Raw genomic sequence first — 13,346 nt, forward strand, 5'->3', positions numbered from 1 at the left:
CTTCTATATTTCCTAATTTTCCTAAATCATTTCCATTAAAATAGCCACTTTCTTTGATGAAACCTGGTATCATATCTACACCAATTCCTAAAGTAGTTAATGGTTTTTCCACTTCAAACAAACCTTCGTTTGCACGACTGTACCAATTTCCACCTAAACGTGAAACGACATCAATTTTGTATTGATCAATCATTTCGTTTTCGTCAAGAATACTTTCGTGAATGTGAATTTTTACCACTTCGCAAATAACTAAATTTCCTGCACCACCTTCTGTGCCTAATGCAACAATATCATTTACTTTACATTCAAACTGCACCGGACTTTCGGCCACTCTAAATGGCGCAACACTATCTGATGGCAACATAGTAAACCCTGCTTTTTCAAATTCGTTTACACCATCTGGATATTCGGTGCTTGATAAACTCATTTGTTGCACCATATCGTAATTTACAATATTAATAACGACTTCACGTGTGTCTTGTGCGTTTATCAAAGTGTGTTTTATAGTATTGTTTCGCACGCGTCTGGCAGGCGAAAAAATTAAAATAGGAGGGTTGCTGCTAAATACATTAAAAAAACTAAATGGCGACAAATTCGGATTTCCATCTTCATCCATAGTACTTGCAAACGCTATTGGTCTTGGCGATACAGCAGTTTGTAAATAACTTTGCAGTTTTAATGGCGATATTTCTTTTGGATTAATGCTTAACATAAATTGTATTTTTTACAAATATAAAGCAAATCAATCAATTGAAATGATATTTCTTTTTACAAATGTTAGCAATTTTTTTGCCACGAATTTCCGAATTTACTTTACTAAAAAATGTATTTATAAATTTTGATTCGAATAATTATCGACAAAGTCGATTCGGACCTTTTTTATATTTTTAAATTCGAGTATTCGTGGTTGGATTAAAAAAACCAAAAAACTATTAACTTATTTCTAATTACTATTCACTTTTTCTTATTTTTACTCAAAATACTTTTTATGCAGTTTTCTGAAAAAAGAAATCTTACACGTTGGATTATTATTATTTCATCGTTTTTAATTGCTTCCCTAATTTTATTGAACACCTATGTTTTTTTTCAAACGTTTAAAGAAGAAGAACGCAATAAAATGGAACTTTGGGCAACAGCTTTGAAGAATTTAAGAAATGCCGATGTTAATGCGGATATTCAATTACCCACGTTTATTATTGAAAACAACAAAAACATTCCATTAATTCTTACTGATAAAGAAGGTAAAATTTTAAGTAATTTGAATTTGGGTGAAATTGAAACCGATACTGTTAAAGTAAAAGCGTTTTTAAATAAAATTAAAAGTCAAAATGCTCCAATAAAAGTCCAATTTGCTAAAAACGATTATCATTTGGTATATTATGGCGATTCTCCAATATTAAACAAACTAAAATATTATCCAATTGCCTTATTATTAGTAGCGTTTTTGTTTGGCGGCGTGGTGTATAATTTTTATCGTGCTACAAAAATGGCAACCCAAAATAAACTTTGGGCAGGAATGGCTAAAGAAACCGCACATCAAATAGGTACGCCTTTATCTTCATTAATTGGTTGGTTGGAGTTGTTGAAGTTAGAAAATGTTGAAGCTACTACCATTGAAGAAATAGAAAAAGATATAAACAGACTGCAAACCATTACGGACAGGTTTTCTAAAATTGGAAGTGAACCTATCTTAGAAAAAAGAGATATTATCAAGGAAACCAAATCTTCATTTGAGTATTTGCAATCTCGTGTTTCCAAACAAGTAATTTTTGATTTCCGAGCGCCTTTAAAACCACTTTATGTGTCATTAAATCCGACGTTACATAGCTGGACAATTGAAAATTTAGTAAAAAACGCCATTGATGCTATGAAAGGAAAAGGCAACTTATCCATCGAAATTGTGGAAGGCGATACTAACGTTTTTATAACAGTTACTGATACTGGTAGCGGTATTGCGAAGAATAAATTCAAAACTATTTTTGAGCCGGGTTTTACGTCTAAAAAAAGAGGGTGGGGCTTGGGCTTGTCGCTAACCAAACGTATTGTACAAGAATATCACAAAGGAAAAATTAGAGTAGTGCAATCTGAAATTGGCAAAGGCACCACGATGCAAATGATTTTTAAGAAAGAAAGTTAATTTTCTATTTCTGTATAAGGTTTGCGTTTTTTGGTCTTTATGAGTTTGAATTTTTTTCCATCCCAAGAATAATATTCCATCAATTTTGTTACTAAAAAAGTATACTTTTCCAAAGTATCATCAGTGTTTTCTGCTTCAGTAATATTTTTAATAATAATATTTGGTTGTCCACCTTTTTCTTTTGGGAAAACAAATTCTTCATTGTGATAAAATACCCCAGCATCTCCAACATTATATTTTTCTGGAAGAAGCAGAAATGATGTGCCGGTCCAACCAAAATAATAATGAAATGTAGGAATACCACAAGCTTGTCCGCTAAAAGAAATTCGGTATACTTCAGTTATATTTTTTAAACCCCAACTATCAACAATTGAATTTTCAAAAAACACACTTTCAGAAAGTTGTTTATCAATTGATTTTTCGGATATTATTTCATTTTTATTATCAATTGCTTTTACAGAAATTCTATAAAATTCGGCATCATATTCTATGTCTTTTTCTTGAATTTTTTTACGGTATTTAGAATTTATTGTAGTTAAAAATGTGTTATTTCCCTTTGTCGTACTTCCAACAGCAATAAAACCTTTCCAAAGAAATCCAGTTTTTATTTGACTATTTTTTATATACTCAATTTCTACCCAAGATAAATCCAACCCTTTTATATTTAGGTTTGCATTTGTGTTTTTAATGACCTTAATTTTATGACCAATTTGTAAAGAATCTAATAATTGGCTGTTTGCGGTTGAATCTTGTCGGACATAACAATTTTTAACACCAATAACACCTTCAATTCCATTATTTATATTATAATTATATTGCCAAAAATAATTTTCAGAAGGAATTTCTTGTGAAAAAATGTAGTTTGAGAATAAAAAGAGTAGGATTATTTTTTTCATTTTATAAGTTAAAAAAATCCACAAACTCATTTAAAATTTGTGGAAATAGTTTTTATAAATTTTTAGCTATATCTTGAGCTAATTTTGAAAATTCTTCGGGAGTCAAAGTTGTTTTTCTTTGAAAACGCATATCGTCCATATCTTGAAGCGGAATTAAGTGAACGTGCGTGTGCGGTACTTCTAAACCTACAACAGCCATTCCAATTCGTTTACAAGGCACTGTTTTTTCCAAAGCAATCGCTACTTTTCTTGAAAATGCCATTAGTTTTAAATATAAATCTTCAGGCATATCGAAAATTTTATTTATTTCTTGTTTCGGAACACATAATGTATGTCCTTTAGCATTCGGATTTACATCTAAAAACGCAATAAAATCTTCGTTTTCTATTATTTTATAACAAGGAATTTCTCCGTTTATTATTTTGGTAAAAATAGAACTCATTTTTTTGGATTTTGGAATTTCTAACTTTGGAATTTCAGAAATTAGTCACGTGTAATTTCTAAAATTTCAAATTTTAATATGCCGTTTGGTACATTAATTTCTGCGATTTCGCCTACTTTTTTTCCTAATAATCCTTTTCCAATAGGAGAAGTTACTGATATTTTTCCTGTTTTTAAATCTGCTTCACTTTCTGCAACTAATTTGTATTGTAGTTCCATTCCGTTAGATTGATTTTTGATTTTTACATTTGATAACACCAAAGCTTTCGACACATCTAAAGTCGATTCGTCAATAATTCGGGCATTAGATACCAATTCTTCCATTTTAGAAATTCGCATTTCTAATAATCCTTGCGCTTCTTTCGCTGCGTCGTATTCTGCGTTTTCAGACAAATCGCCTTTGTCTCTTGCTTCTGCGATGGCTTGTGACGCTTTTGGGCGCTCTATAGATTTAAGTTGGTCTAACTCGTCTTTTAAATGTTTTAATCCTTCTGCTGTGTAATAAGATACTGTGCTCATAACTTCATTAATTTATAAAATAGAAAAAATCCCACAACTATGGGATTCCCTTTTTGCAAAGATATAATTTATTTAACTATTTTTCGTTTACTATATTAGTTTGTCAAATATAAATAAATTAATTTTGATAAATCAAATAAATATAAAAAATGAAAAGAATTTTTTACTTTCTTATTTTGTTTACAGTCTTTTTTTCTTGTGACAGAGATACACAGACTAATAATAACAATCCATATTTGCCAAATTACTCGTTTGAAGTAATATTAAATATGAGTTTTCCTCAATATTCCGTTTTGGCGTATCCTTCCAGTGCAGTGTATGTAAATTCGGCAGGTGCTGGAATTAGAGGTTTGATTGTTTTCAATGCAGGAAGTGGTAATTTTTTGGCTTATGATGCAGCTTGTCCAAATCAAGCATTAGCAGATTGTTCTACTATGACAATTAATGGAATTAATGCCAAATGTCCGTGTGACGATACTGAATATAGTTTGTTTACAGGATTGGCAGCCGGAAAACAATATCCAATGAAAGCGTATCGAGTTCAAATGATAGATGCCACAACCATAAAAGTGTATAATTAATGTTACAATCCATATTTTCTTTTTTAAAAAAAGACACAAAAACCTATCCTAAAGGTTCTATTCATTCATTTATAGTGACCGATTTAAAAGGAAACCAGTTCGATTTTTCAACTTTAAAAGGAAAAAAAATAATGGTTGTGAATACCGCATCAAAATGTGGCTTAACACCTCAATACAAAAAATTGCAGAAAATTTACGAAAAATATAAAAATCAAAACTTTGAAATTATTGGTTTTCCAGCCAATAATTTTTTATGGCAAGAACCCGGAAGCGCCTCTGAGATTGAAAGTTTTTGCAGTATAAACTATGGTGTAACATTTCCTATGATGGAAAAAATCTCAGTAAAAGGAAAAAATATGCATCCCATTTATGAATTCTTAACTAAGAAATCAAAAAACGGCGTAAAAGACACGTCTGTAAAATGGAATTTTCAAAAATTTCTTCTTAACGAAAATGGCGAATTGGAAAAAGTAATTTCACCAAAAACCCAACCAGACGACAGAAGCATTACAGCTTGGATTGAAGGAAAATAAATCACCACAACGTTTGTCTTGCTGAAAGCATCTCTTTGCATTTTTTCAACAGTGTTGTTTAACAAGAGACCCTTCAGGGTGACAAACGTTGTGGTTGTTTTTATTAAAACTTCAAGTTCATTCCAACTAAGAAATTGATTCCCGCTTGCGGATAAAAACCAACGCCTTCAATTGTTGAAATTCCTGGTCCGCTCCAATTATCATTATATGTATAAAAATAGCCGTTTGATTCATACGTTCTGTCGAAAATATTGTTTATTAATCCCGAAAACACAATCGATTTAATGCCTTTGTTTATTTTCCATTCGTAATTAATATTCAAATCAGATGTCGTATAATCAGGTAAAATTGATTTTTCAGCATCAATATTTCCCATATATTGCTCACCAACATACTTGGTTAATAACGAAATTTGAAACATTTTAATTGGCGAATATGTTAGTGCATTTCCTATTACCATATTTGGTGAATAGGCAATATTGGTGTTCCCTAAATTGGCTAAAACGCCATCTCGTTCAAAATAGAAATCTTTGTTTTTATTTGTACTTAAAGTGATGTTTGGTTGTAGAACAAATTTAGAAGCAAGTTGTAAAGCCACTTCTATTTCAATACCTGCACGCATACTTTTTCCGCTATTTTCAAAAACAGGACTACCCACATCATTTAGAGCACCAGTGGCTACCAATTGATTTTTATATCTCATATAAAAGGCATTAATATTCAAACTGGTTTTCTTATTTTTAAATTTATAACCCAATTCATAATCTTGTAAACGTTCTGGTTTTACACTTCCGCTTTCATAATCATCTCTTCGAGGTTCTTTATTTGCAATTCCGAAATAACCATAAATAGAACTTGCTGTATTTAATGTATATGTAATTCCGGCTTTTGGATTGAAGAAACGGAATGTATCATTTACATCATTAAATTTTATACTATTGGCTTCATAGAAAACCATTCGATATTGTAAATCGGCAAAAACATTAAATTTTCCAATTTGCTGCGAAGCTTTAGTATAGAAATTCACATCATTTTTATTTCCAAAATTATCATAATATTTGTTGGAATTTGGCACATAATATTGTGTCCAGACTACTTCTCCAAAATGTTTTCCTTCATATTTGTTTGCCGCACCACCAATAATAATATCGGTAGTAGTGTTTTTGTAATTTAATGAAAAAGTAGTTCCGTAAAATGCATTATCCAGCCAACGTTTTCTTATTAAATCGGTAGCGGTATTTCCATTAAAGTTGGGCAATACATAATCTGAAAAATTTTCGTCTTCTCTGTATTGTTCAAAATAGCCTTTACCTAAAGTATAATGCAACGCAATATTTGATTGCCATTTTGAAGTTAGTTTTTCATTCCAATGCAATTGAAAATGATTTTGCCAATAATTATCTGTTTCGTTATCATAAAATTGGGTATTCCCGAATTCATCTGTATACTGTCCAGCCGAATTATATGTTCTATCATTTTTTAGTTTTTCTTCATCCTCCAAACCATTCCAAGCTTGATACGTTTTTTCTTTTCCGCCAAAAGCAATTGCTTTAATAATCGTGTTTTTTGTAATATAATTTGCATCAAAATAATATCCAAATAAATCAGATGAAGCCCTATCTATAAAACCATCCGATTTTATTTTAGAAATTCGAGCGTTCATTTCGAAATTATTATGTAATCCTGTTCCGAAAGCTAATGTGTGTTTACGGGTTCCGAAACTTCCAATAGAATTAGCTATTTCAACATAACTATTTTGTTGTGTGGCTTTGGTTTGTAAATTTAAACTCGCACCAAATGCTCCAGCGCCACTTGTTGAGGTTCCAACGCCACGTTGTAATTGAATGCTCTCCAAAGAAGAAGCAAAATCAGGTAAGTTGACAAAAAAGGTACCTTGACTTTCACTATCGTTAAAAGGCACGCCATTTAAGGTTACGTTAATACGAGAACCATCGGAACCACGAACACGCATATAGGTATAACCAATTCCTGCACCAGCATCTGTTGTAGTAACGACAGATGGTAAATAATTTAATAAAACAGGAATGTCTTGCCCTAAATTTCTGGGCGCAATTTGTGCTTTAGAAACATTTGTAAATGTAATTGGGTTTTTGTCTTTTGCTCGTACGCCAGAAATTAAGACTTCTTCAATTGATTTTACAGAATCTTTTGGTTGTTCTTGACTGTAAGAACATAGAGAAAAGAGAATAGAAAATAGACTTAATTTATAAATCTTTTGCCTTTTGCCTTTTGCCTTTTGCCTTTTTAAAAATACATTCATACTTCGTAAATTAATACGAATAAAAGGGGTAATTACTCTTTGTTAAAAATAATTAATAAAATGATTTTTGAGAATTTCGATTCTGAAGCTGGTTCAGAAATATAGATAGTTCTCGATTTTCCTTGGCAGCATTACCCGCCCAGGTTCTATGGGTATAATCTCAGCCTGAAAAACAAGCACCCCTTTGAGATAAGACAAAGATAGTAATACAATTTCAAAAATCAATAAGAATTTCAACAACAAATTCAAATATCATAAATCAATTTTTATTATTGGAACACGGATTTGAGAAATTAGTATAATTATTAAAATTTCTTTAATCTGTGTTGTATGAATGTGTTTACTTTGATTAATTAGAAATCTAATTTTTTTCTTCCTGCTTTAATTTCACCTGCTTTTTTCTTTTCTTGAATGCGTTTTTCATTGGCACCTTTTGAAATTTTAGTTGCTTTTCGTATTTTAGGTTTTGCTAAAGCTTTTTCTAACATTTCAAAAAAACGTTTGATGATAATTTTTTTGTTTTTGAATTGACTTCGATCTTCATCGCAAGTTAGAATCAGTAAATTTTCTTGTGAAATTTTTGTTTTTAGTTTCGTGTTAAGTAGAATCCTTTCTTCATCAGTTACACCTTGAGAAGTCGCCACATCAAAAATAAGCACTATTTTAGAAGACACTTTATTTACATTTTGTCCGCCAGCGCCACTGCTTCTCACGGCTTTAAAATTAAGTTCTGATGAAATGATTTCTACGTTCATTATAAACCAGAATTGATGTCTAAATTATTTGGTTGATGTGCGGGTTTTAATAAATCGGTTACTTTTTTAACTGGATTAAACGTTTCAATTGGAACTTCTACAAAAATAGTACTCCAATCTGCCATCGCACCATTCCATAAACCAGGCAGTTCAAACGCTTTTATTTTTTTTTCGTTTTTCGTTTTTTCTGTAATGAATGCTGTTTTAGGATCAATAAATTGATTTAAGTCAAATTTGTTACCCTCAAAATCCTTGACACTACAAACAATATCCACCGGATTAAAATGAGTGGAATTTTTAAAGATAGCCTGTTGATTTTCGTTGTTTAAATCAATTTGTGATAATTCTACAATTTGCAAACTCGGTCTTCCTTTTTCATCTTGAACCCAAAATGGTCCGCCTCCAGGCTCTCCTTCGTTTTTCACCATTCCACAAACACGAATGGGTCTGTTCAAAATTTTAATTAAATATTCTTTTTGATAGTCAAATTGAAACATTTTAAATTCTTGAGGCAAAGAAATTGACATTTTAGTTTCAATGAAATAAATAATTTCTTTAATATTATTTTCGTTGATTTCGTTTTTTTGAAACCTTTTCAATGTAGCATCCACTTCCTTTTTTGTATGTAAAAGAATACCGCCTAATAATTTTTTGTTTTTTAAATTAAGTTCTCTGTTATTTTGAGAAATATTATCAATATTCTTAATGAAAACTATATCAGATTGCAGTTGATTTAAATTTTCAATTAAGGCACCGTGTCCACCCGGTCTAAAAAACAATTCGTTTTCAGAAGTTCTAAAAGGGGTGTTGTCGGCACTTACAGCAATAGTGTCCGATGTTTCATTTTGATAAGAAAATGTGAATTCTACATTATCATATTTATTTGTAATTTTTAAAAAATCGGTTTGAAATTCTTTAGAAATCGTAAAATGTATTTTCGATTTTTGGTTTGGTTTTCTATAAAAATCAGTTTCAAAAACATGTTCGTCAATTGGTGTTAAAATTTCATCATTTTCAATATGAAATGGTAAAATACCTTTTGGCTTATTGGCAAAATCCAATCCATTATCAGTTAAAAGCGTTTTAACAATCGCATATACCTTTTGATCGGAATTATAATTCGGATAATCTGTAAAAATAGTTTTTGTTTTTTCTTTTAATTGGTTGTAAAAAGGAAAACTTCTTAAACCTACAATAAATAATGATAAATCTTTATCTTTATTAAGGTTTACATACGAATTTACGGTGTCTTTTTCAGGATTAAATTTTGTTAAAAATTCATTTAACGATTTAAACATTCTTGTAGCAGCACCACTTGCTGGAACAAATTTTTCAATAGAATAATTGTCTTTATATTTGTCAAAAAAGTTACAATATTCAGAAATTTCTTTTTCCGAATATTGAAAAATTCCATCGTTTATAGATGCGATTTTTAGTAAGTTAATAGTTGGAATTCCATTTTTAAAATAATGCAATTGCTGCATAATTTTTTCTAAAGAATTTCCTCTTTTAACTATTTGTTGTAAATCTATTTCGCTAAATATTTTTTCCATTCTATGTACGCTGAGATGGCTAAAATAGTAAAAATTATGTATTGTATAGCTATTATGTAAAGTTGTCGGTCAAAAAAAATATAAACGGCAAACGTATTTCCAACAATCCAAAGTGTCCAATTTTCAATTTTCTTCTTAGCCATATACCACATTGCTGTGAAAAATAATGAGGTAGTGAAAATATCCAAATAATTGTTAATCTGTAACTTATAATTAAAAAATTTATAAATATAAATACAAATTATAGCTGTTATAAGAAATAAAATTATACCGATAATTTTTTCTTTCAAATTGGTTCTGGAAATAGAAAGTACTTTGCCATTTGTTATTTTTTTCCACTGAAACCAACCATAAACACTCATAATAGAATAGTAGATGTTGATGCTCATATCGGCATAATATTTTGCATGAAACATAATATATACGGATAATATAGTGCAAATAATCCCGGTTGGATATACTAATACATTTTCTTTTTTTGCAAAATACACACTTAAAACACCAAAAATAAAAATGACAATTTCAATTCCAATTTGCCAATTCGGAATACTTTGATACTGATTAATGATGGTTTCAAACATATTTATTTAGTTAAAGCACAAACAAAAGCATACTCTTCAATTGTATCAAACTGAAATTGAAAATCTTCGGTATTGTTATTAAAAATTAATTGTGCGGTACCTTTTTTGTCTTCTATTTTAAAAGGTCTTTCGAAAATATGCTTTGGAAAACTGATGCCTTTTTCATTTTTTAATTTAAATATACTTTCTTTTATACCCCAAATTATGGTTGCTTTTTTTATTTTATCTGCTATTGTGAGGTTATCTAAATGGGTAACATCCATATATTTTGAGGCAATTTTTAATGTTTTTTCTTTACAAACTTCAATGTCAATTCCTACTGGTTTATTACTAATACAAATACAAGAAAATTCGTGCGAATGGGAAATTGAAATGTATTTTTGTTTAGAATTTATATTATTAATTTCTTGACTTTTGATTTTTGACATTTGACTTTCGACTTTCAGGTGCGGTTTCCCATATGCATCATAATATAAGTTAAAATCGGTTAAATCAATATGTTGAAGTAACATTCTAACAGCCAAAAAACCCTTTTGATGTGCCACAGACTGCATGGTTTGTAGTCTTAATTTTGAATTATCATTTAGCACTGACTTTTCATTGAACCATAAAATATCTTCGGTAATTTTCCAAAAATAGGCAACAGTGTGTTCGTTTATGATGATTTCTTTATAAAAAGGCATGCTTTATTTTGATTTAATGATTTTTATTTTATTGTTATTCAGTTGTTTAAAGGTTTGAACAAAACTTAAATAGTTAAAATTAATTTCTAATTTGAAACTAATATTGTACCTTTGCACTCGTAAATAAAAAATAAATATACAAATATAATGAGTACAAAAACAATTCCTTACGTACCATACAAAGTTAAAGATATTTCTTTAGCAGCATGGGGAAGAAAAGAAATTTTATTAGCAGAAGCTGAAATGCCAGGTTTAATGGCGCTTAGAGAAGAGTTTGGCGCAAGTCAACCATTAAAAGGAGCTCGTATTGCTGGGTGTCTACATATGACTATTCAAACAGCTGTTTTAATTGAAACATTAGTGGCTTTAGGTGCGGATGTTACTTGGTCTTCTTGTAATATTTTCTCTACTCAAGATCATGCTGCTGCTGCAATTGCTGCTGCTGGAATTCCGGTTTATGCTTGGAAAGGTATGAATGAAGAGGAATTTGATTGGTGTATTGAACAAACGTTATTTTTTGGTGAAGAACGTGCACCTTTAAATATGATTTTGGATGATGGTGGTGATTTAACAAATTTAGTGTTTGATAATTACACAGAATTAGTTAAAGGAATTAAAGGTTTATCTGAAGAAACTACAACTGGAGTTCACCGTTTATACGAAAGAATGAAAGCAGGTACTTTATATATGCCAGCAATCAACGTAAACGATTCAGTAACTAAATCTAAATTTGATAACAAATATGGTTGTAAAGAATCTGCAGTTGATGCGGTTCGTAGAGCAACAGATACTATGTTAGCAGGTAAAAGAGTTGTAGTTTGTGGTTACGGTGATGTAGGTAAAGGTACTGCGGCTTCTTTCCGTGGCGCGGGTTCTATTGTAACAGTTACTGAAATTGACCCAATTTGTGCTTTACAAGCTGCAATGGACGGTTTTGAAGTTAAAAAATTAGATACAGTAGTTGCTACTGCAGATATTGTAATTACTACAACTGGAAATAAAGATATTGTTCAAAGTCGTCATTTTGAAGCTATGAAAGATAAAGCTATCGTTTGTAACATTGGACATTTCGATAATGAAATTGATATGGCTTGGTTAAACGGAAATTTTGGTCACACTAAAAACGAAGTAAAACCACAAGTTGATATTTATACAGTAAATGGTAAAGAAATTATCATTTTAGCAGAAGGACGTTTAGTAAACTTAGGTTGTGCTACAGGTCATCCAAGTTTTGTAATGAGTAACTCATTTACTAACCAAACGTTAGCGCAATTGGAGTTATGGGAAAATAGTGCTAACTACAAAAATGAAGTATATATGTTGCCAAAACATTTAGATGAAAAAGTAGCGGCTTTACACCTTTCAAGATTAGGAGTAGAATTAGAAACGTTACGTCAAGATCAGGCAGAATATATTGGTGTTGAGGTTCAAGGACCATTTAAACCAGAATATTACAGATATTAATCAGACTTCTTAGAAAGTTAGATTTTTAGATAATTAGAAAAACCCTTGCTGAAGAGCGAGGGTTTTTTTGTTAATTTTTTTTTTCACAAAAAAATTAACAAAAACCATATTGTAATTTGGAAGTTTTTTTTACATTTACAATAATCAAAACTAAAACTATGAAAAATGTATTCGTTACACTTGTTATTTCAGTACTCTTAATCTCATGTAAAATTTCTGGATTAACGAATGATTATTCAAAACTTAAAGAGGATGATAAAGCTAAAATTGTTACTTTAGAAAGTTTTGAAAACTTAGACACAACAAAAATTTATAAAATTTCAGGGAAACAATTAAGATCTGAAGTAGCTAAACACGAAAAATCAATGGTTTATCTCTTTAAAAACGGTTGTACTTCAGATTTATGTAAACCAATGCATGTGTATGAAAATTATGCTAAAAAACATGGATATAAGTTGTTTTTGGTAATGGAAGGTTATGGGAAATTAGATGAAACGCTTGATCAAAGAAATAATTTTACAAGTCAATTGTTTTCTATTAACACAGATTTGTATGATTCAAGATATAGGGCTGTTTATACAAGAATGTTTGAAAATGAATTATTGAAGAAAGATATAAATTTTAAATCAAAAGAATATTTAGGAAGTCTGTTTTTCTTTGAGGGAAGTCGACTTGATAAAATCGTTAATGATTTGCCAAAATACTAATTAGATAAATTAAATATTTTAATCCCCATTCAATTGATTGGGGATTTTTTAGATATTACTTTTCACAAAAAAATCCCAAAAACCATATAGGTATTTGGGATTTTATATTTGTATTTGGTTTATTATGCTTCGAATGGAAGTATAGAAACCCAAGATTTGTTCTCACCTTTTTTCTGGAATTTTACAACTCCATCTACTTTAGCATGTAAAGTATG

General features: G+C 30.1%; 15 protein-coding genes and 1 riboswitch. Of the genes, 5 read left to right on the top strand and 10 right to left on the bottom strand.

Annotated features, from left to right (window positions below; translation table 11 throughout):
* On the bottom strand, positions 1-712 hold a 712-nt coding region (locus KA468_RS08865), incomplete at its 3' end, for a flavin reductase family protein (protein ID WP_291242587.1).
* A gap of 276 nt (positions 713-988) precedes the next feature.
* On the opposite strand from KA468_RS08865, the gene KA468_RS08870 reads away from it, so the two are divergent.
* Positions 989-2,137 carry a HAMP domain-containing sensor histidine kinase gene (locus KA468_RS08870; RefSeq protein ID WP_291242588.1) on the top strand — a complete coding sequence of 383 codons (1,149 nt, stop codon included), beginning with the start codon at positions 989-991 and terminating at the stop codon, positions 2,135-2,137.
* On the opposite strand, the gene KA468_RS08875 is transcribed toward KA468_RS08870, so the two are convergent.
* The 3 genes from KA468_RS08875 to greA are packed head-to-tail and all read right to left on the bottom strand — an operon-like array spanning position 2,134 to position 3,993.
* Positions 2,134-3,033: a hypothetical protein gene (locus KA468_RS08875; RefSeq protein WP_291242589.1), complete on the bottom strand. Its 900-nt coding sequence runs from the start codon at positions 3,031-3,033 to the stop codon at positions 2,134-2,136. The two genes, KA468_RS08870 and KA468_RS08875, sit on opposite strands and share 4 nt — an antisense overlap.
* A 52-nt stretch (positions 3,034-3,085) precedes the next feature.
* A complete protein-coding gene (locus tag KA468_RS08880) occupies positions 3,086-3,475 on the bottom strand; it encodes an HIT family protein (protein WP_291242590.1) in 390 nt (129 codons plus the stop codon).
* 41 nt (positions 3,476-3,516) lie between these two features.
* Positions 3,517-3,993: a transcription elongation factor GreA gene (greA, locus tag KA468_RS08885; RefSeq protein WP_291242591.1), complete on the bottom strand. Its 477-nt coding sequence runs from the start codon at positions 3,991-3,993 to the stop codon at positions 3,517-3,519.
* 149 nt (positions 3,994-4,142) lie between these two features.
* Between greA and KA468_RS08890 the strand changes: the two genes are divergently transcribed.
* Together KA468_RS08890 and KA468_RS08895 are read left to right on the top strand one after the other, a co-directional pair.
* Positions 4,143-4,574, top strand: a complete 432-nt coding sequence (locus KA468_RS08890; RefSeq protein ID WP_291242592.1) for a hypothetical protein — start codon at positions 4,143-4,145, stop codon at positions 4,572-4,574.
* On the top strand, positions 4,574-5,107 hold the full coding sequence (locus KA468_RS08895; protein ID WP_291242593.1) for a glutathione peroxidase: 534 nt from the start codon (positions 4,574-4,576) through the stop codon (positions 5,105-5,107). Before KA468_RS08890 ends, KA468_RS08895 begins: the two co-directional genes overlap by 1 nt.
* A 103-nt stretch (positions 5,108-5,210) precedes the next feature.
* On the opposite strand, the gene KA468_RS08900 is transcribed toward KA468_RS08895, so the two are convergent.
* The 5 genes from KA468_RS08900 to KA468_RS08920 form a co-directional block, all read right to left on the bottom strand.
* Positions 5,211-7,388, bottom strand: a complete 2,178-nt coding sequence (locus KA468_RS08900) for a TonB-dependent receptor (protein WP_291242594.1) — start codon at positions 7,386-7,388, stop codon at positions 5,211-5,213.
* Between the two features lie 99 nt (positions 7,389-7,487).
* Positions 7,488-7,582: riboswitch (TPP riboswitch) on the bottom strand.
* Positions 7,583-7,741: 159 nt separating this feature from the next.
* Positions 7,742-8,143, bottom strand: a complete 402-nt coding sequence (gene arfB / locus KA468_RS08905) for an alternative ribosome rescue aminoacyl-tRNA hydrolase ArfB (RefSeq protein WP_291242595.1) — start codon at positions 8,141-8,143, stop codon at positions 7,742-7,744.
* Positions 8,143-9,696 (bottom strand): DUF4301 family protein, encoded by a 1,554-nt coding sequence (locus tag KA468_RS08910; RefSeq protein ID WP_291242596.1) that lies wholly within the window; start codon positions 9,694-9,696, stop codon positions 8,143-8,145. The genes arfB and KA468_RS08910 overlap by 1 nt, the downstream gene beginning before the upstream one ends.
* Positions 9,672-10,277 carry a nicotinamide riboside transporter PnuC gene (gene pnuC / locus KA468_RS08915; RefSeq protein WP_291242597.1) on the bottom strand — a complete coding sequence of 202 codons (606 nt, stop codon included), beginning with the start codon at positions 10,275-10,277 and terminating at the stop codon, positions 9,672-9,674. Before pnuC ends, KA468_RS08910 begins: the two co-directional genes overlap by 25 nt.
* Positions 10,278-10,279: 2 nt before the next feature.
* Entirely contained in the window at positions 10,280-10,960 is a 681-nt protein-coding gene (locus KA468_RS08920) for a 4'-phosphopantetheinyl transferase superfamily protein (RefSeq protein WP_291242598.1), read from the bottom strand.
* Between the two features lie 147 nt (positions 10,961-11,107).
* Between KA468_RS08920 and ahcY the strand changes: the two genes are divergently transcribed.
* Both ahcY and KA468_RS08930 read left to right on the top strand, forming a co-directional pair.
* Complete coding sequence (gene ahcY / locus KA468_RS08925; RefSeq protein ID WP_291242599.1) at positions 11,108-12,424, top strand: adenosylhomocysteinase; 1,317 nt, start codon at positions 11,108-11,110, stop codon at positions 12,422-12,424.
* 158 nt (positions 12,425-12,582) lie between these two features.
* The gene (locus KA468_RS08930) at positions 12,583-13,131 is read left to right on the top strand and encodes a hypothetical protein (RefSeq protein ID WP_291242600.1); all 549 of its coding nucleotides are present in this window, start codon (positions 12,583-12,585) and stop codon (positions 13,129-13,131) included.
* A gap of 122 nt (positions 13,132-13,253) precedes the next feature.
* Here KA468_RS08930 and KA468_RS08935 read toward each other — a convergent pair.
* Positions 13,254-13,346 (bottom strand): 50S ribosomal protein L27 (locus KA468_RS08935; RefSeq protein WP_366933135.1); only part of this gene is annotated, 93 nt, incomplete at its 5' end.

This window comes from Flavobacterium sp. (assembly GCF_017985075.1).
Lineage (GTDB): Bacteria > Bacteroidota > Bacteroidia > Flavobacteriales > Flavobacteriaceae > Flavobacterium.

Coding starts and splice junctions, on each gene's coding strand:
- KA468_RS08895 (WP_291242593.1), top strand. CDS start 4,574: ATGTTACAATCCATATTTTCTTTTTTAAAAAAAGACACAAAAACCTAT.
- KA468_RS08910 (WP_291242596.1), bottom strand. CDS start 9,696: ATGGAAAAAATATTTAGCGAAATAGATTTACAACAAATAGTTAAAAGA.
- ahcY (WP_291242599.1), top strand. CDS start 11,108: ATGAGTACAAAAACAATTCCTTACGTACCATACAAAGTTAAAGATATT.
- pnuC (WP_291242597.1), bottom strand. CDS start 10,277: ATGTTTGAAACCATCATTAATCAGTATCAAAGTATTCCGAATTGGCAA.
- KA468_RS08900 (WP_291242594.1), bottom strand. CDS start 7,388: ATGAATGTATTTTTAAAAAGGCAAAAGGCAAAAGGCAAAAGGCAAAAG.
- KA468_RS08870 (WP_291242588.1), top strand. CDS start 989: ATGCAGTTTTCTGAAAAAAGAAATCTTACACGTTGGATTATTATTATT.
- KA468_RS08875 (WP_291242589.1), bottom strand. CDS start 3,033: ATGAAAAAAATAATCCTACTCTTTTTATTCTCAAACTACATTTTTTCA.
- KA468_RS08920 (WP_291242598.1), bottom strand. CDS start 10,960: ATGCCTTTTTATAAAGAAATCATCATAAACGAACACACTGTTGCCTAT.
- KA468_RS08880 (WP_291242590.1), bottom strand. CDS start 3,475: ATGAGTTCTATTTTTACCAAAATAATAAACGGAGAAATTCCTTGTTAT.
- KA468_RS08890 (WP_291242592.1), top strand. CDS start 4,143: ATGAAAAGAATTTTTTACTTTCTTATTTTGTTTACAGTCTTTTTTTCT.
- arfB (WP_291242595.1), bottom strand. CDS start 8,143: ATGAACGTAGAAATCATTTCATCAGAACTTAATTTTAAAGCCGTGAGA.
- KA468_RS08930 (WP_291242600.1), top strand. CDS start 12,583: ATGAAAAATGTATTCGTTACACTTGTTATTTCAGTACTCTTAATCTCA.
- greA (WP_291242591.1), bottom strand. CDS start 3,993: ATGAGCACAGTATCTTATTACACAGCAGAAGGATTAAAACATTTAAAA.